The organism is Arthrobacter sp. S2(2024), assembly GCF_036662515.1.
Lineage (GTDB): Bacteria > Actinomycetota > Actinomycetes > Actinomycetales > Micrococcaceae > Arthrobacter.
Genome location: NZ_JAYKZI010000022.1, coordinates 1 through 20801, shown reverse-complemented (window position 1 = coordinate 20801; position 20801 = coordinate 1). Strand labels below are relative to the sequence as shown.

19 protein-coding genes, 2 tRNA genes and 2 pseudogenes are annotated in these 20801 nt (G+C 64.0%); 10 read left to right on the top strand and 13 right to left on the bottom strand.

What is annotated here, in order from left to right; genetic code table 11:
• Positions 1–10: 10 nt before the first annotated feature.
• Positions 11–847 (bottom strand): translation elongation factor Ts, encoded by an 837-nt coding sequence (gene tsf / locus VLA65_RS21120; protein WP_184735951.1) that lies wholly within the window; start codon positions 845–847, stop codon positions 11–13.
• Between the two features lie 120 nt (positions 848–967).
• The gene (gene rpsB / locus VLA65_RS21115) at positions 968–1846 is read right to left on the bottom strand and encodes a 30S ribosomal protein S2 (protein ID WP_078105731.1); all 879 of its coding nucleotides are present in this window, start codon (positions 1844–1846) and stop codon (positions 968–970) included.
• A gap of 435 nt (positions 1847–2281) precedes the next feature.
• On the opposite strand from rpsB, the pseudogene VLA65_RS21110 reads away from it, so the two are divergent.
• A pseudogene (locus VLA65_RS21110) lies at positions 2282–2737 on the top strand (M23 family metallopeptidase); the annotation flags it as partial.
• Between the two features lie 90 nt (positions 2738–2827).
• Here VLA65_RS21110 and VLA65_RS21105 read toward each other — a convergent pair.
• A complete protein-coding gene (locus VLA65_RS21105; RefSeq protein ID WP_059387850.1) occupies positions 2828–4018 on the bottom strand; it encodes an acyl-CoA dehydrogenase family protein in 1191 nt (396 codons plus the stop codon).
• Between the two features lie 138 nt (positions 4019–4156).
• Here VLA65_RS21105 and VLA65_RS21100 point away from each other — a divergent pair, with 138 nt between their 5' ends.
• The 3 genes from VLA65_RS21100 to VLA65_RS21090 all read left to right on the top strand — a co-directional run bounded on the left by VLA65_RS21100 (position 4157) and on the right by VLA65_RS21090 (position 7640).
• The gene (locus VLA65_RS21100) at positions 4157–5029 is read left to right on the top strand and encodes an SGNH/GDSL hydrolase family protein (RefSeq protein ID WP_059387851.1); all 873 of its coding nucleotides are present in this window, start codon (positions 4157–4159) and stop codon (positions 5027–5029) included.
• Between the two features lie 237 nt (positions 5030–5266).
• The gene (locus VLA65_RS21095; RefSeq protein ID WP_306962766.1) at positions 5267–6679 is read left to right on the top strand and encodes a polysaccharide deacetylase family protein; all 1413 of its coding nucleotides are present in this window, start codon (positions 5267–5269) and stop codon (positions 6677–6679) included.
• A gap of 274 nt (positions 6680–6953) precedes the next feature.
• Positions 6954–7640, top strand: coding sequence for a DUF427 domain-containing protein (locus VLA65_RS21090; protein WP_332603661.1), 687 nt, complete (start codon positions 6954–6956; stop codon positions 7638–7640).
• Between the two features lie 93 nt (positions 7641–7733).
• On the opposite strand, the gene VLA65_RS21085 is transcribed toward VLA65_RS21090, so the two are convergent.
• Genes VLA65_RS21085 through VLA65_RS21075 form a run of 3 tightly spaced genes read right to left on the bottom strand, consistent with a single transcriptional unit; the run spans position 7734 to position 10172 of the window.
• Positions 7734–8072, bottom strand: coding sequence for a putative quinol monooxygenase (locus VLA65_RS21085; RefSeq protein WP_306962763.1), 339 nt, complete (start codon positions 8070–8072; stop codon positions 7734–7736).
• 37 nt (positions 8073–8109) lie between these two features.
• Complete coding sequence (locus VLA65_RS21080; RefSeq protein ID WP_332603660.1) at positions 8110–9111, bottom strand: aldo/keto reductase family protein; 1002 nt, start codon at positions 9109–9111, stop codon at positions 8110–8112.
• A 35-nt stretch (positions 9112–9146) separates the two neighbouring features.
• Positions 9147–10172 (bottom strand): LacI family DNA-binding transcriptional regulator, encoded by a 1026-nt coding sequence (locus VLA65_RS21075; protein WP_332603659.1) that lies wholly within the window; start codon positions 10170–10172, stop codon positions 9147–9149.
• A gap of 129 nt (positions 10173–10301) precedes the next feature.
• Here VLA65_RS21075 and VLA65_RS21070 point away from each other — a divergent pair.
• Positions 10302–10507 (top strand): annotated as a pseudogene (locus VLA65_RS21070) (SDR family oxidoreductase); the annotation flags it as partial.
• 263 nt (positions 10508–10770) lie between these two features.
• Here the strand turns inward: VLA65_RS21070 and VLA65_RS21065 are convergent.
• The 6 genes from VLA65_RS21065 to VLA65_RS21040 form a co-directional block, all read right to left on the bottom strand.
• Positions 10771–11196: a YybH family protein gene (locus tag VLA65_RS21065; protein WP_059387857.1), complete on the bottom strand. Its 426-nt coding sequence runs from the start codon at positions 11194–11196 to the stop codon at positions 10771–10773.
• A 190-nt stretch (positions 11197–11386) separates the two neighbouring features.
• Positions 11387–11460: transfer RNA gene (locus VLA65_RS21060), tRNA-Ile, on the bottom strand.
• A gap of 100 nt (positions 11461–11560) precedes the next feature.
• Positions 11561–12757, bottom strand: coding sequence for a glycosyltransferase (locus VLA65_RS21055; protein WP_307055705.1), 1197 nt, complete (start codon positions 12755–12757; stop codon positions 11561–11563).
• A gap of 110 nt (positions 12758–12867) precedes the next feature.
• Complete coding sequence (locus VLA65_RS21050; RefSeq protein WP_059387859.1) at positions 12868–13773, bottom strand: DMT family transporter; 906 nt, start codon at positions 13771–13773, stop codon at positions 12868–12870.
• Complete coding sequence (locus VLA65_RS21045) at positions 13773–14396, bottom strand: CDP-alcohol phosphatidyltransferase family protein (protein WP_059387860.1); 624 nt, start codon at positions 14394–14396, stop codon at positions 13773–13775. Before VLA65_RS21045 ends, VLA65_RS21050 begins: the two co-directional genes overlap by 1 nt.
• A gap of 50 nt (positions 14397–14446) precedes the next feature.
• Complete coding sequence (locus VLA65_RS21040; RefSeq protein WP_332603658.1) at positions 14447–15295, bottom strand: phage holin family protein; 849 nt, start codon at positions 15293–15295, stop codon at positions 14447–14449.
• A 184-nt stretch (positions 15296–15479) separates the two neighbouring features.
• Here VLA65_RS21040 and VLA65_RS21035 point away from each other — a divergent pair, with 184 nt between their 5' ends.
• The 3 genes from VLA65_RS21035 to VLA65_RS21025 all read left to right on the top strand — a co-directional run bounded on the left by VLA65_RS21035 (position 15480) and on the right by VLA65_RS21025 (position 17426).
• The gene (locus VLA65_RS21035; protein WP_370872191.1) at positions 15480–16703 is read left to right on the top strand and encodes a multidrug effflux MFS transporter; all 1224 of its coding nucleotides are present in this window, start codon (positions 15480–15482) and stop codon (positions 16701–16703) included.
• 75 nt (positions 16704–16778) lie between these two features.
• Positions 16779–16958: a glycine zipper domain-containing protein gene (locus tag VLA65_RS21030; RefSeq protein ID WP_059387861.1), complete on the top strand. Its 180-nt coding sequence runs from the start codon at positions 16779–16781 to the stop codon at positions 16956–16958.
• Positions 16959–17018: 60 nt separating this feature from the next.
• Complete coding sequence (locus tag VLA65_RS21025) at positions 17019–17426, top strand: hypothetical protein (RefSeq protein ID WP_059387862.1); 408 nt, start codon at positions 17019–17021, stop codon at positions 17424–17426.
• Between the two features lie 105 nt (positions 17427–17531).
• On the opposite strand, the gene VLA65_RS21020 is transcribed toward VLA65_RS21025, so the two are convergent.
• Positions 17532–17604: transfer RNA gene (locus tag VLA65_RS21020), tRNA-Asn, on the bottom strand.
• Between the two features lie 206 nt (positions 17605–17810).
• Here VLA65_RS21020 and VLA65_RS21015 point away from each other — a divergent pair.
• On the top strand, positions 17811–18581 hold the full coding sequence (locus VLA65_RS21015) for an MBL fold metallo-hydrolase (RefSeq protein ID WP_332603657.1): 771 nt from the start codon (positions 17811–17813) through the stop codon (positions 18579–18581).
• Between the two features lie 162 nt (positions 18582–18743).
• On the top strand, positions 18744–20801 hold a 2058-nt coding region (locus tag VLA65_RS21010), incomplete at its 3' end, for a fibronectin type III domain-containing protein (RefSeq protein WP_332603656.1).

The window sequence follows — 20801 nt, the reverse complement described above, 5'->3', positions numbered from 1 at the left end:
GTATGTCTAACTAGTTTCCGACGCGGAAACGGGCAACGGCAGTTGCCTTGACGCCGGCCTCTTCGAGGACCTGCGCAACGGTCTTCTTGGAGTCCTTGGCGAATGCCTGGTCCAAGAGAACTTCGCCCTTGTAGAAGCCCGTCACGCGGCCTTCGACGATCTTGGTGAGAGCGGCTTCCGGCTTGCCTTCGGCCTTGGCGGTCTCTTCGGCGATGCGGCGCTCGGACTCGACCAGCTCGGCCGGGACGTCTTCGCGGCTGAGGTAGTTCGGGGCCATGGCTGCAACGTGGACAGCAACATCGTGGGCTGCGGTAGCAGCGGCGTCGCCCTCGCCCTCAACGGCGAACAGGACGCCGACCTGGGCCGGGAGGTCCTTGGAGGTCTTGTGCAGGTAAGCGTCAACCGTGCCGCCTTCAATGCGGGCGATGCGGCGGACAACAACCTTCTCACCGAGAACGGCACCCTCTTCGACGACAACCTCGGAAAGGGGCTTGCCGTCGACGTCGATGGCCAGCAGGGTCTCGAGGTCGGCAGCGCCGGACTCGACGGCGACGGCCAGGACCTTGTCGGCCAGCTGGATGAACTTGTCAGCCTTGGCGACGAAGTCGGTTTCGCAGTTGACCTCGATCATTACGCCCACGCCGTCGGTGACCTTGGCTGCAACCAGGCCTTCGGCGGTGGAGCGGCCTTCACGCTTCGTAGCGCCCTTGAGGCCCTTGATGCGGATGATTTCGATGGCCTTCTCGGCGTCGCCGTTGGCCTCGTCAAGAGCCTTCTTGACGTCCATCATGCCGGCGCCGGTGCGCTCGCGCAGGGCCTTGATGTCAGCAGCAGTGTAGTTCGCCATGTGAACCCCTCTGTCTAGAAATTTATGTGTTTACGGACTGACAGGACGGCAGCCCACCTGGTGGGCCGCCATCCTGTCAGTAGCTCCCCGCACCGAAATCGGCGCGGGAAAGGTCCGGATTTACTTGTCTGCTTCGGCTTCGCCGGCAGCAGCTTCGGTAGCCTCGGCGGCCGGTGCTTCGGCAGCTTCCGCAGCCGGAGCTTCGGCGGCCGGTGCTTCAGCAGCTTCGGCCTTGCTGCCTTCGAGGAGCTCGCGCTCCCACTCAGCCAGCGGCTCTTCGGGGGCCTCTGCAGCACCGGTTGCGCGCTGGTTACGGGCGATGAGGCCCTCAGCAACGGCGTCGGCAACCACGCGGGTCAGCAGGTTTACGGAGCGGATGGCGTCGTCGTTGCCCGGGATCGGGAAGTCGACTTCGTCGGGGTCGCAGTTGGTGTCCAGGATGGCAACAACCGGGATGTTCAACTTCTTGGCTTCGTCAACAGCCAGGTGTTCCTTCTTCGTGTCAACAACCCACAGAACAGAAGGAGCCTTGGTCAGGTTGCGGATACCACCGAGGTTGGTTTCCAGCTTGGTGAGTTCACGCTTGAGGAGCAGGAGCTCCTTCTTGGTGTAACCCGAGCCTGCGACGTCCTCGAAGTTGATCTCTTCGAGTTCCTTCATGCGCTGGATACGCTTGGCAACGGTCTGGAAGTTGGTGAGCATACCGCCCAACCAACGCTGGTTGACGTACGGCTGGCCAACACGGGTAGCCTGCTCAGCAATTGCTTCCTGGGCCTGCTTCTTGGTGCCGACGAACAGGACGGTGCCGCCGTGGGCGACAGTAGCCTTGACGAACTCGAAAGCGCGGTCGATGTAGGACAGCGACTGCTGAAGGTCAATGATGTAGATGCCGTTGCGCTCCGTGAAGATAAATCGCTTCATCTTCGGGTTCCAACGACGGGTCTGGTGTCCAAAGTGGACGCCGCTGTCAAGCAGCTGGCGCATAGTTACGACGGGCATGCCGACGCTCCTTCCGGCAGGTCATTCATGAGAGAGCCACACGGGCCGCTCTTACCCTGCCAATAGTTGACGGTTAATTAGCCGGACCCGAACGGGCCTTGGCTCCTGGCATCCATTGCACTTCTCATCCGGCCAATGACTCGCCGGACCGCAAGAGGCACAATCCTCCGCAGCATTGAATCCGCGAGGATTCGCAATTGGAGGGTTGGATACGCGTAGTCAGCCTGGGACCCCCGCGCAACTGAATGAGAAGCGCTTCTAAACAAGCTTGAGGGCACAGCAAACTGCTCCACCAAGTGTACTACAGCGCCTTCGGCCTCTTGACCGCAAAAGCCACGGGTTCGGCCTCTTTCCTTCGGCAGATTTCCCCCACCGTTTTCCACATAGCCGAACTTGCGGCTTTCGGACCCTGGACGGCCAACGAAGGCTTGTTCCATGAGCACCGCACATCTTCCAGCCTACGTTCTCTTGCTCGTTGCCCTCGGCGCGGCGCCCGCCGTGGCGTCGCCGTCGCCGGACCCAACCGCCTCGCCCGGCGTCCGTCCGGACTGGGCGTGGCCTCTCTCCCCCAAGCCTGCCGTCCTGCGTGGCTTCGACCCTCCGGACAAGCCGTGGCTGAGCGGGCACCGCGGAGTGGATCTGCAAGCAGTCGACGACGGCGTCTCGGTCGCCGCCCCCGCCGACGGCACCGTGCGCTTCGTGGGCGTCGTGGTGGATCGTCCGGTGATCACCATCGACCACGGGGACGGATTGCGGAGCAGCTTTGAACCAGTGGACAGCGAACTCGCAGAGGGCGCACCCGTGAGCAAGGGCCAAGCCATCGGAGTAGTGAAAACCGGCCACTGCCCGGGATCACCGTGCCTTCATTGGGGAGTGCGGAAGGGGGAGGACTACGTCAACCCGCTCGCCTTCGTCACGGATCTCCGGCCGTCTGTGTTGCTGCCCCTGGATGATGTGCTGTCGCTGGACGATGTGCTGTCGTTAGACGATCGCGGAAATCCCCGTGATCGCCCTCCCCGTCACAAGAGTATTGATTTCGTGGGTTCCCTCGTAGGAGTAGATCGCCTCGGCGTCGGCGAAGATCTTGGCCATCTCGTAGTCCGTGACAATGCCGTTTCCGCCCAGGATGCCGCGGCCCAGGGCAACACTTTCGCGCATGCGGGCCGTGGTGAAGGCTTTCGCCAGCGCGGATTGCTCATCCTTGGCTACCCCGGCATCCTCAAGCTGGGCGAGGCGGACCATCATGCCCATGGAGCTGACTGTGTTGCCCAGAATCTGAACGAGTTGTTGCTGCACCAATTGGAACGATGCCAAGGGCCTCCCGAACTGCATCCGCTCAACCGCGTAGCGGCGGGCAACGTCGAACGCGGCAAGCTGCTGGCCCACAGCCTGCCACGCGACCGAAAGCCGTGTGACTTTGAGGACTTTGTTGGTGTCCCTGAAACTGTTGGCATTGGCCAGCTTGAAGAAGTCCGGGACCACGACGTTTTCGAGGGTGATGTCAGCATTCTGGACGGTCCGCAGCGAGATCTTGTTCTCGATCTTGCTGGCCTTGAATCCAGGGAGGCTCGTATCCACCAGGAAGCCCTTGACCTGATTGTCGTCGAGGTCGCGGGCGAAGATCACAACCCAGTCCGAGAAGGTGGCGTTGCCGATCCAGCGCTTGGCCCCGTTGAGGATCCAGTTGTCGCCGTCGCGGCGCGCGGTGGTCCGCGTGCCTCCTGCGACGTCCGAGCCACCCAATGGCTCGGTCAGCCCAAAGGCTCCGATTTTCTTGAGGGAGTATATGTCCGGCAGCCAGGCGTCCTGTTGCTCCTGAGATGCCAACGCCTCGATAGAACCGGTGAACAAGCCGTCGTGGACGCCCATGAACGTGGCAATTGAAGCATCGGCGCGGGTTGCCTCTGCGTGGACAAGGCCGGCGAATACGTTGGAATAGCCTTGCCGCCTCACCGGACTGACCAGGTCAATCTCAGCAAGCTTGGGAATCAGGGCCATGGGGAATTCCCCGCGGTTCCAGCAATCGACGGCAATCGGCTTGACCTCACGGGAAAGGAAGGTGCGGATCTCCGCCAGCCGGTCCTGCTCCTTGCCCGTGAGCAATTGCTCAAAGCCATAGAAATCACCGTCGGCGTACGGGAGATTCTCTAGGTCGATTGCTGCCTTGGACATGGCACTCCTTCACGTAAGTTACTGGTGAGTAACTTACAGCAATGACGGTCCCGCCACAAGCAACGGGTGCACCCCTCTTGACGGTGTGCGTCTTGCATAGCCGTGGCGCGTTAGGCCCGGTAGGAGCAGTATGGAGGGATGAACGCTCCCAGCGCCGAAAGTCCGGCGCAGGGAGGCTCCGTTGGTTCCGGGGCCCGCCTGCACCCGTGGAGCCGTTACGTGGCCTTGGGTGATTCGTTCACCGAAGGGGTAGGAGATCCGGAGCCTCGCAGCCCGGGGGGCTTGCGAGGCTGGGCGGACCGGGTCGCGGAAGAACTGAGTGCCGGCCACGACGACTTCGCTTACGCGAATCTGGCAGTCCGAGGACGGCTGCTCCATCAGATCCTGGATGAGCAGATCGTCCCCGCCCTGGCCCTGCAACCGGATCTGATCACTCTCAATGCCGGGGGCAATGACCTGATCTTCCGCAGAAGCGATCCCGACAAACTCGCCGCCCGGATGGACGCCGGCGTGCAACTCCTCGCCTCTACCGGTGCAACGGTTGTGCTGTTCGCCGGACCGGACTGGGGCGATACGCCCGTGCTGGGACACACCCGCGCCAAGGTAGCCATCTTCAACGAGAACCTGCGCACCATCGCCGCGCGCCACGACGCGGTAATCGCTGATCTTTGGGCCCTGCGTCAACTCACCCACCCTCGAATGTGGGATCCGGACCGGCTGCACTTTTCTCCCCTGGGCCAGCACACCATCGCCATCATGGTGCTCGATACCCTCAACGTCCCCCACACTTTGGAACCGATGACACCGAAAGACCTACCCGGGCGCACGTGGCGTGAAGCACGGACCGATGACATTATCTGGGCACGGGAGCACCTTTTCCCATGGGTCCTGCAACGTCTCAAGCAAAGAGTCTCCGACGACGGGCGGCACGCAAAGCGGCCGGATCCAGGCCCCGTGTTCGGCGCCTGGATGCCGCCCGGAACGTTCGTGGAAAACGAGCCACAGAGCTAATTAGCTACATCAGGCCCGATACCTAAGGGAGCGGCAAAAAGAACGAGTGTTGACCACTCGTTTTTGCGGCTACCTGTTGGCCGTAGCCTCGAAAGTACGCGTGTGTGAGCAAATCACAACCGGGTGGCCGCCCGCCGGAACCCAGATCGGACTCCCTCTTCGAGCGGCACCTTCTTGGAAATCAACGAAGGATCACTCGGCGTCTGGTGCATTACCCAGGCTGGGGAGGAGTTGACCATGGGTGCCACGGATAAGCAACAGGGGGCAACTGTATCGCCGCTCGAGAGCCGCGCAGGGCCCGGCGTCTCCGGAATCCGGATCGTTAACCACTTCCGCAAACGCTGGACCGCTTTTGGCAGCACGGCGCTGATTGTTGCCGGCCTGCTGGCCGGAGTGGGGTTCGCCGCACCGGCGCATGCCGCGGCAAACACGGTGGTCTCGCTAACGTTCGATGACGGCAACGCGGACCAGTTGACGGCCGAAGCCACGCTCAGGAGCCTGGGCCTGGTCGGCACGTTTTTCATCACCACCGGGTGGATCGACCAGCCCACCTACCTGACCACTGCCAACCTCCAGCAGATCGCCGCCGACGGCAATGAAATCGGCGGCCACACGGTCACCCACCCGGATCTTGTGTCCCTGACCCCCGCCGAGTCGACACGGCAGATCTGCAACGGGCGCGTGGCACTGATGAACATGGGCTTCAAAGTCACCAGCTTCGCTTATCCCTTCGCTTCCGAAGACCCCGCCACGGAGGCCCTGGTGAAACAGTGCGGATTCAACAGCGCCCGCGGCCTGGGCGACACTTCCAGCAAGGACCCGGCCTCGGCGACGCTTCCCGCGGCAGACACCATCCCGCCGGCGAATCCCTACGTCACTGCGGCACCGGATGAGGTGGACAGCACCTGGACCCTGCAGAATCTGGAGAACCAGGTGACACACGCCCAAACGACCGGTGGCGGGTGGGTCCAACTGACCTTCCACCACATCGCCGTCGGCACGGACCCCACGCTGACGATCACCCCGGCCTTGTTCAACCAGTTCGCCACCTGGCTGGCACAGCAAAAGACCGCCGGTACCGTCGCGGTTAAGACGGTGGACCAGGTCATCGGCGGGACCCAGCAGCCCGCCGTTCAGGGCCCTGCCGTACCTCCCCCACCCCCTCCGGGGACGAATATGATTCAAAACCCCGGCTTGGAGACCCTGGTCAACACGATTCCGCTGTGCTGGGCCGCAGGCGGGTACGGGACCAACACCCCCGCCTTCGCCGTCGTCTCGCCCGGCCACACCGGCGCCTACGCCGAACAACTCACGCTGACCGGGCGTTCGTCAGGGGACGCGAAACTTCTTCCCGCCCTGGACCTGGGCGGTTGCTCGCCGACTGGGACACCCGGACATCGATATCAGCTGAAGGCCTGGTTCAAATCCACCGCGCCAACCCAGTTTGAACTCTATTACCGCGTCGGTAACGGGTATTGGAAGTACTGGACCGCGAGCCCGTTGGTCCTGGCCGCGGCGAACTGGACCCAAATCACCTGGACCACGCCTCCCCTGCCGGCCGGCGCCTCGGGGATCAGTTGGGGCCTGAACATCCAGGCCAATGGCACCATCACCACCGACGACTACGAAATGTACGACGTCGGCCCCTGATTTTCGGCGTCCCGGCTTAGCTTGGCGGCGGCGTGAACTGGCTGGCAGTGAACTCCTCTACCATCGGCTCACGAGGACATTGACCCCGCATGGCCCTGCGCTCACGCTTGAAGCATGGCCACCAAACTATCCGGAGTGATCCTCGGGACCTTCCCGGAGCTGCGCTACGAACCCACCGCCAAACGAATCCGCGCGACCCTGGGCGGGAACACTGTCGTCGACACCCTGCACGCGTGGCTGGTCTGGGAGCCGAAGCGCATTACCGATTTATGCGGTGCCGCAGGCCGAACTGCTGGCAGAGCTCAGAGCCGGCGGCCCTGCGGCCGACGTCCCGGAGCTCGGCGTCAGGCTGTCGGCAGGCTCACCCACGTCGCTGGATCCGCGCACCGGGTTCGGCCGACACACCACCCCCGGCGAACAGCTCGACGTCGTGACAGGGACGACGACGGCGCCAGGGGCAGCGTTCCGTCCGGACGACCCCGACCTTGCCGGGTATGTCGCGTTGGATTTCGCCGCCTTTCAATGGCGCGAAGACGACGAGGAGATCATCGGCCACCCCCGCGACCCCTTCCACCGCGTGGACATCCGGGCCTCCTCCCTGGCCGTGGAGGTCTCCCTCGACGGCGTCACGCTCGCCAAAACGAACGGTGCGCAACTCCTGTACGAGACACTGCTTCCCGTCCGCTACTACATCCCGCCCGGGGACGTGCGGCTCGACCTCATGGAGGAGAGCCCCAAGAGGACCGTGTGCCCCTACAAGGGCGAAGCCCGTTACTGGAGCTACCCCGGCAGCGAGGACGGCAGGAATGTGGCCTGGAGCTACGACACGCGTTTCCGCGACGCCGCGCAGATCCACGGACTGCTGAGCTTCTTCAATGAAAGGGTGGACCTGACCGTCGACGGCCTCCTGCAGGCCCGGCCGGTGACGCCGTGGTCCCGGCCGCAGGACCGGCGGGAATGACGGAGAGGATATTTTCCGGACGGCCCTCGATCGACATGGGCATGGCGCCCAGACCGATGGCGCTGACCGGAACGGCGCCGATAGCGCGCCGGTTCACAGCCCTGCGCCGACCGTGTCGACCCGGAGTTCGCCCATGCTGTCCCAGCCGGCGCCGTCGAGCTGGCGGCTGATGATCTTCGGGGTCTCGGCGAGGGCGGGCTGCATGGCCGTCAGGCCGGCGGCGAAGTGCGGGGCGTTGACGTGCGCTTCGGCGGCGCCGTCCTGGAAGGCTTCGACCAGCACGTACGTGGAGGGGTCATCGAGGGAGCGAGACCACTCGAACCAGAGGTTGCCCTCCTCGGCACGTGTCGCGGCGGTGAAGTCGGCCACGATCTCCGGCCATTGCGCGGTGAATTCGGGCTTGGTCTTGAATTTGACGACGATGAAGATCACTGGGGATTCCTTGAAGAAGTCGATGCGGGGCGTTGATTCAGGGGCGTTCGAGGAAGGACTCGACCTTGGCCGGGTCGCGCTCGATGAGGTCGCCGAGGACCTCGTCGGCCTTGGCGAGAAGCCCGGGGTCCAGGACGACGCCGGCGGCGGTCGCGTTGTCCTTGAGCTGCTCGGGCCGGGAGGCTCCCACGATGGCGGCGGAGACGTTCGTGTTCTGCAGGACCCAGGCCACAGCGAACGCGGCCATTGACAGGCCAGCCTGGTTCGCGAGCGGGCGCAAGGCCTGGACAGCTTCGAGCACACGTTGCTGCATGTAGCGGTGCTCGGTCTTGAACGCGCCGCCGTCGGAGGTGAAGCGCGACGCCGTGGGAGCCGCGGCGCCCGGGGCGTACTTGCCGGTCAGGACGCCCTGGGCGAGCGGGGACCAGACGATCTGGCTCAGGCCGAGTTCTTCGCTCAGCGGAACGACTTCCGGCTCGATAACGCGCCAGAGCATGTTGTACTGGGGCTGGTTCGAGACGAGGTGGATACCGAGCTCCTTGGCGAGGGCGGCGCCCCTGCGGATCTCCTCCGGGGTCCATTCGGAGACGCCGATGTAGTGCGCCTTGCCGGCACGCACGGTGTCCGCGAACGCCTGCATGGTCTCTTCGAGCGGGGTTTCGTAGTCGTAGCGGTGGGCCTGGTACAGGTCCACGTAGTCGGTCCGGAGGCGGCGCAGGGCGCCGTTGATGGACTCCATGATGTGCTTGCGGGACAGGCCCCGATCGTTCTTGCCGGGCTGGCCGATCGGGAAGTAGACCTTGGTAAAGATCTCCAGGCCTTCACGCCGGACACCGTCGAGGGCCTCGCCGAGGGCGGTCTCGGCGCGCGTGCCCGCGTAAGCGTCGGCGGTGTCGAAGGTCGTGATCCCGAGCTCCAGGGCCGTCCGGACGCAGGCCGTGGCCGCTTCCTGGTCGATCTGTTCGCCGTGCGTGGTCCAGTTGCCGTACGCGATCTCGCTGACGTACATGCCGGAGTTTCCGAGCTTGCGGTATTCCATGGGATTCCTTGTTCGTTTGGGTGGATTGTGAAAGGTCAGCGGGAGCCCGCCCGGAGGCGGCGGGGCGGTGCGGTCGAGCCGCGCACCACGAGACGGGGCTCGATGCGCCCGACGGCGGCCGGGGCCCCCGCCAGGGCCGCAACCAGCGCTTCGGCTGCGAGGCGACCTTGCTCGGCGACGCCGTGGTCCATCGTCGTGAGACCCACGACGCCCGCGAGCTCGTGGTTGTCGTAGCCGACGATGGAGAAATCGTCCGGGACGCTGAGCCCGGCCCCGCGGAGCGTGGCCATTGCCCCGAAGGCGATCTCGTCCGACGCCGCGACAAGCGCCGTCGGCGGTTCCTCAGCGGTGAGCAGTGCGGCCATGGCGGCCGCACCGGCGTCGACCGTGTTCTCCACGACGTGCTCAAGGCCCCGATCCGAGGGAAGGCCCGCCTCGGCCAGTGCCTCTCGGTAGCCGAGGAGCCGCTCGGCCGGCGGCACGCCGCCGAGGGTCGAACCTGGACCGGCACGCAGGCCGACGAAGGCGATGCGCTCATGACCGAGATTGATCAGATGACGCGCCGCGGCGCGTCCGCCGATCCGGTCCTCCACCTGGACGGAGGACGCGCCCGCACTCTCCGAACCGACAAGCGCGAGGACCTGCCCCTGCGCCTCGAGCGACGCGAGCTCCTCCGACCCGAGTTGAAGGGCTACGACGAGCGCACCATCGGAGCGCCCGTGCAGGCGCGGGCTCGCGAAGAAGCCGGCCCGCAGCTCGACGGTGGACAGCTCAGTCAACAGGACGTCATAGCCTTCGCGGCTCAGCACCCGCCCGGCGGCAGCAATAACCTCGGCGAAAAACCACTTCGTGAGAAGAGGGACGACGACGGCGACGGTGCGCGTGCGCCCCGTCGCGAGGCGGGACGCACTCGGCGACGCGACATACCCCAACTCCACGGCGGCATCCCGCACACGCTTGCGCGTTGTCTCCGAAATGCCGGGGACCCCGCGCAGGGCTCGGGACACCGTGGAAATCGAGACGCCAGCGCGGTCGGCGACAGCCTGGACGGAAACAGTCATGTGATCAGCCTAACGTCCGCAAAGATTGGTTCGCAAGCGCTTGCGAACGATAAGTCAACGGTAAGTCAACAGAGGGCGGCATGCCACCTCATCCGGCCTGGAGGACCAAACTGTTGCCCAATTTCCACTATTGACCCCGGACCTGCGCCCATTCGGACATCATGGGCGGCACCCTCACCGAGGAACGCAAATCGGAAATGTCCCAGGGGATCATGATGGGCCGCGTGGGCACCCGCGAAGAAGTAGCCGCACTGATGAGTTTCCTCCTCGGTGCGGACGCGGGCTACATCACCGCAGCAACGTACGACATCAACGGCGGCCTCCAGGTCTCCTGATCGTTCACAGACACCAAAAGGTGCGCCCCCGGCTTTTCAGCTGCGGGGGCACACCGACGGCCGTATGGCCGGGGCCGAGCTAGCGCCCTGGTGCTGCATCGTTGGTCCAGCCGTATCGGTCCCGGAAACCGAAGGTCCCTTAGCCTCGTCAACGAAAGTCGGATTCGTTGGTCGCGTCCTGGCCCGCGAATCAAAGCATCGGCGGGAACAGTCCGATCAGATCCTCACGCTCGGCGCGGCTGCGCCTTCGTGGATCGCAAAACTCACTTCGTGGGGCGGATCGGTCCGTCGGGATGCCGTGCCATCAACGGGTCGGCGTGGCGACTGACCACTTGCCATCCGTCGCCTTCCAACCGAAAAGTGGTCGTAACGCGCAAGTCGAAGGGCGACGGCTCGTCGCGACCGCCCACCTTGGTCTCCCAGTGCTCGTGCTCGAACAGCGTGACAAGATCTGCGCCGACGTAACGCGAAACTTCCTCAAACCGAACTGGCCTGCCATCGCGGAAGTTTGATGAAGCGAAGTCCAGCGCCTGTGAAACCGCATCCCAGCCGCGCGAAGAGCCGCCGAAGGGATTCGCTAGAAGCACGTCCTCGCTCCGCGCGTACATTGCCTTGATGGGCTCCGGATCGCCCTCGGCAAATACGTGTAGTCCCGAGTGGTATTGCTCGATTACCCGCCCAATGTCCATGACTGCCCTCCGATCTGATATCTACACCAGCGTCGCTAGTCACACAAGGGCTGGATTCAAGGATGACCCACGTCCCTGTTGGAGGCTTTCGGTCGGAGTCGGGAGTGATTCCGACCGGATGGCTACCTGAGAACTCCAAGACGAAAGTGCCCCTTCCCCGCGTTTCCGCAGGTCAGGGGCACCTTTCGGGTAGGGCTACTCGGACTTGAACCGAGGACCTTAGGATTATGAGTCCCGCGCTCTAACCAGCTGAGCTATAGCCCCGAGTCGGCGGGGACCGCCTTATCAGCGTCCCCGGCCAAAACACTCTAGCAAAACAATCCGGCTCCCGATGCCAAGCGGCACACTAGCCGGCTCCACGTGACTAGATGACCTTGTCTTCGTAGCCCGCCCCGCGGTAGAGGTCCTCGAACGTCTGCAGGGTGCCTTGGATGCTGTGTGGCTCCACCATGGCGCGGCTCGCCTTGCCCATGGCTTCGAGTTCGCCGGCCGGCAGACGGAAAAGCTCGGTGATCCGGGCTGCCAACTCGTTGCTGTCGCCTGGCGTAAACAGATGCCCGTTCTCGCCTTCGCGCACCAGGTGCGGCAGGGCCATCGCATTGGCGAGGAGAACCGGCGTCGACGCCGACATCGCCTCAAGCGTTACGAGGGACTGCAGTTCGGCGGTCCCGGGCATGCAGAACAGGTCAGCGCGAATGTAGGCCTTCCTCAGGTCCTCATCGCTCGCGAGTCCAAGGAACTTGACCCGCCCGCCCAGCCCCAGGCGCTTGGCCTGGGCCTCCAATGCGGCACGGACCTCGCCGCCGCCGACGATTTCAAGATGCACGTTGAGGTCGGCGGGTGTCTTGGCGACGGCGTCGATCAGGACGTCCACGTGCTTCTCTTCAGCAAGGCGGCCCACAAAAAGAACGGTGGGGTAAGCATGCGGCTCGATCTCTTCACCCGGCGCCAGTTCATAAGCCGCCGCGTCGATGCCGTTGGACAAAGGAAGGACCTTGCGAAGGAAAGCGTGCTGGTGCATGGCCTTCGCGGCGAGCGGCGTGGGAGTGGTGACAACATCGGCCTGGCCCATGACCTTACCCATGTCCTTCCACGAGACCCGCCCGATGATGTCCTTGAACCACTGCGGGAACGGCAGGAACGGGTTCAGGTTTTCGGGCATGAAGTGGTTGGTGGCAATGATCCTGATGCCGCGCTTCTTGGCCTCGTAGAGGACGTGTTCACCGATCATGTAGTGGCTTTGGATGTGAACGACGTCGGGCTGCACCCTGTCGAAGAGCAGTCGAATGTCGTTCTTGATTTCCCAGGGATAGCAGATGCGGAAGTACTCGTGGGTAAAGACTCCGTGGGACTTCAAGCGGTGGACGGTGCCTTCGTCCCCGAACTCGGTGAAGCTCTTGCCGTTGTCCGCCCGGCAGGCCAGGACGTGGACATCGTGTCCCCGCGCCTTCATGCCTTTGGCAAGCCGGTACCCGAACTGAGCAGCACCATTGACCTGCGGGCGGTACGTCTCCGCCGCGATCAGGATGGTGAGGGGTTTGTTGGTTTCGGGAACAGTCACGTGGAGAACTCCTGATGGTCACGGTGCGAACACAGCAAAACGTTTGGCCCTGCGGTGTCTTCGCCGGTTGCCTGCCGCGGATGTGCGGGGCACGGTTGTCGAACTCTGCCCTAGGCCTTCCGGCTTGCAGCCGCCTTCGCGTCACGCTTTCTCTTGGTGACCTCGGGATGGTGCCGGCTCAGGGCAATAACCCCAACGATAGCAAGGGAAGCGGCCACAGCCATGGCGATTGCCAGCACGGCGTGGACATCGGGACGAAGCTCACCCAAAATCGCGATGCCGATGGCAATTCCGACAATGGGGTCGATCACGGTCAACCCGGCGATGACCAGATCCGGCGGCCCGCCCGAATAGGCACTCTGCACGAACCACGAGCCGAGGCCGCCGGCAGCCGCAATGGCGACGACGGTGTACCACTGCACATTGAGCAGAAAGTGCCCGTTGGGGTCGAGCAAGTGCCGGCCGATGATGCGTGTGAGGACCGCGACGAAGCCAAACAACACTCCGGCACCCAGGATGTAGACAAAGGCGCTCATGCGGTGCCGGAACATGACCGCCAACGTTCCAAAAAGTCCGACGGCGAGTGCCAGCAGGAGGACGATGGTTATTTCGTCCTCTCCGCTAACATGGTGGTTCTCCTGGGTGGCGTTGACAGCCAGGAGAACGAACATCGCAGAGCCCGTCACGCAGGCAGAGATCGCCACCACGGTGCCGCGGTTGATACTGAGCCCCTGGTCCTTGGCGTTGACCACCGTGGTGATGACCAAGGCGATGGCGCCGATGGGCTGCACCACAGTCAACGGTGCCGATACCAAGGCAATAGCGTTCATGCCCATGCCCAGGGCAAGCAAAAGCAGCCCGAACATCCATCGCGGATTTCGGAGAAGCCGCAGGAAACCGTGGGAACTCAGGGCGAGGCCACCGGTATCCGCCTTGACCGCGCTGCCCTGGCGCTGGGCACCAATGGCGAGGCAGAAGGCGCCAAGCACCGCAAGAAGGACTGCGAACCAGACCATCAGCTGCGACCGCCGTCGTGGGCTTTAAGCTCTTTGCCCTTGCGGAGGATTGCCCAGAAATAGTTGTAGGCCGCTACCCAGTGCCCTAGCAGGCCCAATCCCAGGCAGATCCAGGCGATCACGAAATAGACACCGGTGTAGGGAATCGCGAGCTTGGAGAGGACCAGGAGAGGGGTGCCCAGGAGCAGGAAGGCCGTCCGGATCTTGCCGATCCGGCTTACCGGGAGGTCGGGGTGGCTATGGAAGTAGAACAATGAGGCCGTGGCGAGGACGACGTCGGGCACCACCAGGGCGGCCAGGTACCACCAGTCCACTACCCCGGCGATGGCGAGCGTGACGGCGACGGTGATGAGTGCCAGGCGGTCCGCGACGGGATCGAGGATGCGGCCCAGCTTGGAGGTCTGGTTGAAACGCCGCGCGACGTAGCCATCCACCCAGTCAGTACCTCCCATGATGGCGAGGACCAGCACGGCGAAACCGTATTCCCTTTGCCACAGCACCAGCCACACAAACAACGGGACGCCCATGAAGCGGAGCACGGTCAGGAAATTGGGGACGGTGAAGATGAGATCGTGGTCGATCTGTGGCTGGCCCGGGCGTGCGCCTGCACCGATGAATTTCACCTGTCCCCCTTTCCGTAGTCCGCAGCTGACGCTGCTGCTTGCCGTCCCGATTACTTCTTGAACAGCTTCCGCAGTCCCACTGCGGCCACCGTGGCCGAAGCGGCAAAGAGAAGTAGCTCTTTCCAGCGCGCGGCGAGCCGCTCCGGCAGCCCGGCAGGAACCTTCTCACTGAAATCCGCGATTCTGTCGGCCGCGAACCGGCGTCCGTCGTCGAGCTTTTGCCCGGCGACGTCACGGAGGACCTTCCCCTGGGTCTTGACGTCGAGCTCGACGCCGAGCTGATCGCGAACGTCGGCGAGGTGTTCGCGGCGCTGCTCCAGACGGCGGAGCAGCTCAGCTACGCTCGGGGCGGGGGGTTGCTCGGCCTTGTGTGCTTCTGCCTTGGCGGCCTTTTCTGCCTTGGCTTTCTCGGCTGCGGCTGCTTTCGCTGCCTCCGCTGCCTTGTAGGCTTCCGACGAGGGGTCGAGGACGCTGGCGTCGAAGGCCGTACCTTCCTTGACTATGCCGAGATCGTGCTTGATGCCGCGGATGGTTTTCTCAGGCACAAGCGGCATGGCCCCCTTGAACGCGCGGAAGGCAATGAGTGCCCCGATAAGAATGATCACAAGGAACGCCGCCGCAACCACGAGCGCGGCCAGCCACGGGGGCATGACCGTGGCCAAGCCCAAGATGGCCGCCACGACGAGGGCGATGACAAGCAAAGAAAGAAAGATCAGTGCAACGCCAACAAAAGCGCCGGCAATGCCCAGCTGCTTGCCTTTGCCTTTGAGTTCAAGCTTGGCGAGGCTGATTTCGTCGTTGAGCTGCCGCGGCGCGAGCCGGGCTGCAAGTTTCAGGGTGTTCGGCAACGCCGAAATGCCCGGGCGTTGGCCAACCCGGCCGCTGTGACGTCCACTCATAGGTTCCGCCTCACTGCTTCCATCTTGCTCCTACCCGGCTCCGGCACGGAGACGAATACAACCGCCCACGCGCACCTGTCCACAAAACTACCATTCAGCTTCAGCCTCAACTTCCGGGACGGCCCAGCGGCGCGCCCCTGCCATCGCTGATAAATATGATCTTTCGCACATAGGATTGATAACCGTGAACACTCCCCCTGTACCGGGCGATTCCCTCAGTCGACGCGAAAAACTCCTCTATATCCTGCTGCTTGGCGCATTGACCGCCTTGGGTCCATTTACGGTGGATCTCTATCTGCCCGCGTTTCCCGCGCTGGAGCATCATTTCGACGTGTCAGCCGCTGCGATCCAACTCACGCTGACGGGCACAACGGTGGGCTTCGCGATTGGCCAATTGGTGGTGGGGCCCTTCAGCGACAAGTTCGGGCGCCGCATGCCGTTGATCCTGGCAACGGCCTTGCACATCGGTTCTTCCCTCGGTGCTGCACTGTCCACTGACATCAGCACGCTTGCGCTGTTCCGCGTCCTGATGGGCGTCGGTGCAGCCGGTGGCGGCGTGGTTGCCATGGCCATGGTCCGGGACCTCTTCGCGGGCTACGCGATGGTGCGGATGTTCTCCCGCATGTCGCTGGTGAACGGCCTGGCGCCCATTCTGGCTCCGATCATCGGTTCACAGCTGCTCTTGGTGATGCCATGGCCCGGGATCTTCTACTTCCTGGCCAGTTACGGAATCCTGGTGATCATTGCCGCTGTGTTCCTCATCCGGGAAACGTATCCTGCCGAACTCCGCCGGCAGACGACGTCGACGGCGGGCCAACGCTACAAGGCTGTGTTCGCCGACCGGATTTTCGTCGGGATGCTGCTCGTGGGCGGGTTCAACTTCGGCGGACTGTTTGCTTACCTTTCCGCGTCCACGTTCCTGTTCCAACAGGTCTACAACTTTTCCCCGCAGGAATACGGCCTGCTGTTCGGCGTCAACTCCCTGGGCATCGTCGCCGGCGTCCAAATCAGCTCCAGGGTCATCAAACGGGTAGCGCCGCAATGGATCATGGCGTTTGCCACGGTCTGGATGCTGCTGATGGCGGTATTGATTGTGGTGTTCGATCTGCTCGGCTTCGGCCTCTGGGGCGTCATGGTCCCGTTGTGGTTCTACATCCTTGCCACCGGCTTCATGTTCCCCTGCGTCCAGGTGATTGCCTTGGCCAACCATGGCGCACAGGCAGGAACCGCGGCTTCCCTGCTGGGTGCCTCGAACTTCCTGATGGCCGGCATCATCCCGCCGGTGGTTGGCTGGCTGGGCGTCCGCTCCGCGGTTCCCATGGGGGCTGTCCAGGCCGTGTGCCTCGCCGGCGCCGTCGCGGCCCTGTGGCTCGTCGTGCGGCCCCGGTCCGTCCCCTCCATCCACTGATGGGTCCATCCACTGACGCGCCAGTCAACTGATTCGAGAAGCGCGGACGTCCCGATGCGGAAGTAGGCTCAAGGCATGACGCGCAAACCGCACCGCAACGGCAGGGGCCTTTTCCTCGGAGCGGTGCTTGGCGCCGTCGTCGGCTTCCTGCTGGGCCGCGGGGCCGGAAATCCTGTGTTCGGAGCCCTGCTGGGCGCCGTCGTCGGTTCCGCAATCCTCTACCGGATCAATCCGGGGCCATGGAAACGGGACTAAGGAGGCCTTCCGTTGCTTCGAGGCCTGTTCCCGGTCATGGCCCGGAGATAAAGTTGAGATGTGCCCCGTTGGCAGGAACTCCAGCCTATTCCAGCCCCATGGCAGCGCAAGGATGATGGCATCCTGCCGCTGTGGTGGGATCGTCTATGCACCGTGACAAGCCCGCAATCCGCGGCCCTTTATGCGGCTGGACTCTTCACGGAGGACCGCCGCAGGCCGATTGCGCAATGGTTCAATCCGACAAATGGCGCGGCCCTGCTCGTGGCACCGGAGACCTCCCCGGAATGGCCCGTCCAACGCTTCGGAATCTTCTACGCACCACCTGGAGGCGGATTCACGCGCGTCCACTCCGCCGCCCACGAATGGCATCCACGGGAGCCGAGGACGCCGCCAACCGAAGATGACGCCTTCCAGTCTGCCGTGGCCGAGGCAGCGAGATTCCTGCAAGTGGAAATGGACTTCGTGTGACGACGCGGCAATGAGATTCTGCACATTCGAATAATTACGCACATCAGACAAACCGAGGCAAAAAGCAGGCCCCGCACCGATCTAAACCGGTGCGGGGCCTTTGCGCTCCTCCGACTGGACTTGAACCAGTAACCCTTCGATTAACAGTCGAATGCTCTGCCAATTGAGCTACGGAGGAATGAAGCGGTTATGACTTTAGCAAAGGTTTTGCCCCAAGTGAAATCGAGCCCCGGGCACCTCGGGAAGGGGGCCTGAATACCCCTCCCGGGTATCACCAAGACGGCGGGGCCGGGGCCCTTACCGAGGATAAGATGGTCCGGCGTACCTGAGGCGCATCCGAGCACGCATGTGGAGCCCCCGCGACACCTACAAACAGAAGGAAGCATGCCTAAGAACTGGTCAGCCGAGGACAACGTGACGGAAGTTGCCGAGGACGTCTTCTTCATCGAGGGACCTGCCGTCAACTGGACCATCCTCAAACGGGGCAACGAATTCACCCTCATCGACACGGGCTATCCCGGGAACTGGCCATTGCTCCAATCGAGCGTGAATTTCCTTGGACTGGGTATTGAAAATGCTGCCGGAGTTCTCCTGACGCATGGTCACTCTGATCACATCGGCAATGCCGCGAGAATATCCGCAATGGGCATTCCGGTATTTGCGTCCAACGCGGAGTTGCCAAACATCCGCCGGGAGGTCCTTGAACAGGTCACCGTGAAGGACCTTGGTTTGCGGATCCTCCGCCCCAGGGTCGGCGCGTGGGCGGTCCACGCCATCCGCTCCGGGGGCTTGTCCGACGTCGCGGTCCCGGGCGTCGCTGCGATGACCCAGGACATCCTGGACGCGCTCCCGGGATCTCCCCGGATCATTGCCACGGGCGGGCACACCAGCGGCCATGTGTCCTTCTTCGTCCCTTCAGCTAAAGCCGTGGTCACCGGGGATGCTCTCGTCACGGGCCACGCTGTCAGTCCGGTCCGCGGACCGCAGCTGTTGCCCGCCGTCTTCCACCACCACCCGTCGGAGACCTTGGCCAGCGTTGAGCATCTCAGGCAGCTGGGGGCTGAGACCATCCTGCCGGGTCACGGGCCGCTGGTGAGCGTGCACGACGGGACAATCGAGCTCGTTTCTGACGGCAGGTACGCCCCTTTCGCTTGAGTCGACGGCCTCGGGGCCGGGTACGCGCATCGGAGCCTGAGTGGTAGGGCGGAAGACCGGGTCCAAAACGGGTACCACCCACTCTTAACCCGTGCCGTGCATAGCCACTAGACTCCGGACCTGGGGATTCTGACCCGGTCTGTTCAGAAAAAGGGGAAGCCGATGCGGCTCCTGACCATACTGTTCCGGCGGCCCACGTGGTTCCGCTGGGCCACGGCCGTGTCCGTGCTGTTCTTGCTTGGCTACTCCGCTGTCTACTTGGCGCCTCCCGCACGTGCGGCACTCCCGAAAACAATCATCAGCCTGACGTTCGACGACGGCAATGCCGATCAGCTCCCGGCCGAACAGTTGCTGAAGTCGCTCGGATTGCACGGCACCTTCTTCATTACGACCAGCTGGATCGATAATCCGTCATGGCTCACCCGTGTCAATCTGAACAGCATCGCCGCGGACGGGAACGAGATCGGCGGCCACACCATCACCCACCCGGACCTCACCACCTTGTCCACGTCGGCCGCCACCAACGAGGTGTGCGGCGGCCGGACCACGCTTGCCAGCTGGGGGTTCAACGCCACCGATTTCGCCTATCCTTTCGCCGCTGAAAACTCGTCCGTCGAGCAAATCGTGAAGAATTGCGGTTTTGCCAGTGCCCGCAATTTGGGTGACATCCGTTCGCCCGCGAGTTGCTCCGGCTGCCCCTTCGCGGAAACCATCCCCCCGGCCAATCCATACAACACAGCGGCACCTGATGAAGTGGACAGCACCTGGACGCTACAAAACCTCGAAGACCTCGTGACCAACGCGGAACCGGGAGGAGGCTGGGTCCAGCTGACCTTCCACCACATCGCGGTCGGAACTGATCCCACCTTGACCATCGACCCGAACCTCTTCAAGACCTTTGTCACATGGCTCGCAGCGAGAACAGCCAACGGGACCACGTCAGTTCAAACGGTCGCCCAGGCCTTGGGCAATGCACCCGTTGCGGCGACGGCGCCGGCTGCTCCGAGCGGCGTGACCGCGACGGCGGGCAATGCCTCGGCGGTGGTGTCGTGGACGGCGCCGGCCAACGGCGGCTCCCCCATCACTTCGTACGCGGTGACGCCTTCGTCCGGTGGCACGGCTTTGACTCCGGTGACGGTTTCCGGGAATCCGCCCTCAACGACGGCGACCGTCACCGGGCTGACCAACGGTACGGCGTACACCTTCACGGTCACGGCGACGAACGCCGTCGGCACCTCACCCCCGTCGGCCGCGTCGGCTCCCGTCACCCCGACGGCCCCAACCGCACCTGCCCCGCCCACAGGCGTGAGCGCAACGGCGGGAAACGCCTCGGCGTCCGTGTCCTGGACGGCGCCGGGCAACGGCGGCTCCCCCATCACTTCGTATGCGGTGACGCCTTCCACGGGTGGCACGGCTTTGGCTCCGGTGACGGTGACCGGGAGTCCGCCCTCGACGACGGCGACCGTCACCGGACTCACCAACGGCACGGCGTACACGTTCACGGTGACGGCGACGAACGCCGTCGGCACCTCCGCGCCGTCGGCGGCCTCGGCTCTGGTGACCCCGACGGCCCCGGTTCCCGGGGTCACCAACGGTGGTTTCGAATCCGGGCTCACGTCCTGGACCACCGGCGGGGTCAGGGCACCCGTGGCCTCCACCACCGCGCACACCGGCACCGGCTCCGCGCTCCTGGGCCTGGCCTCCGGCACCGAACCGCTCGGCGACAGCACCCTGGCCCAGACCCTCACCATGCCCGCCACCGGGACCTCCACCCTGTCCTTCTGGTACCAGCCCCACACCGCCGACGACACCTGCACCGGCACCGCCTGCCGCTACGACTGGATGGAAGCACAAGTCCGCACCACGAGCGGCACCACCCTGGCGAGCCTGTTCAAGCTCAGCAGCAACTCCGGCACCTGGACCCAGCTCAGCACGAACCTCTCCGCCTACAACGGCCAAACCGTCGTGCTCTGGTTCAACGTCCACCTCGACGGCGCCAGCCCGGCGGATGACACCTGGATGTACCTGGACGACGTCACCCTCACCAACACCCAGACCACCCCCACCGCACCCGCAGCCCCCACCGGGGTCACCGCGGCCGCGGGGAACGCCTCAGCCACCGTGACCTGGACCGCCCCGAACAACGGCGGCTCCCCGATCACCTCCTACGCCGTCACCCCGCACGCCGGAACCACCACCCTGGCCCCGGTCACCGTCACC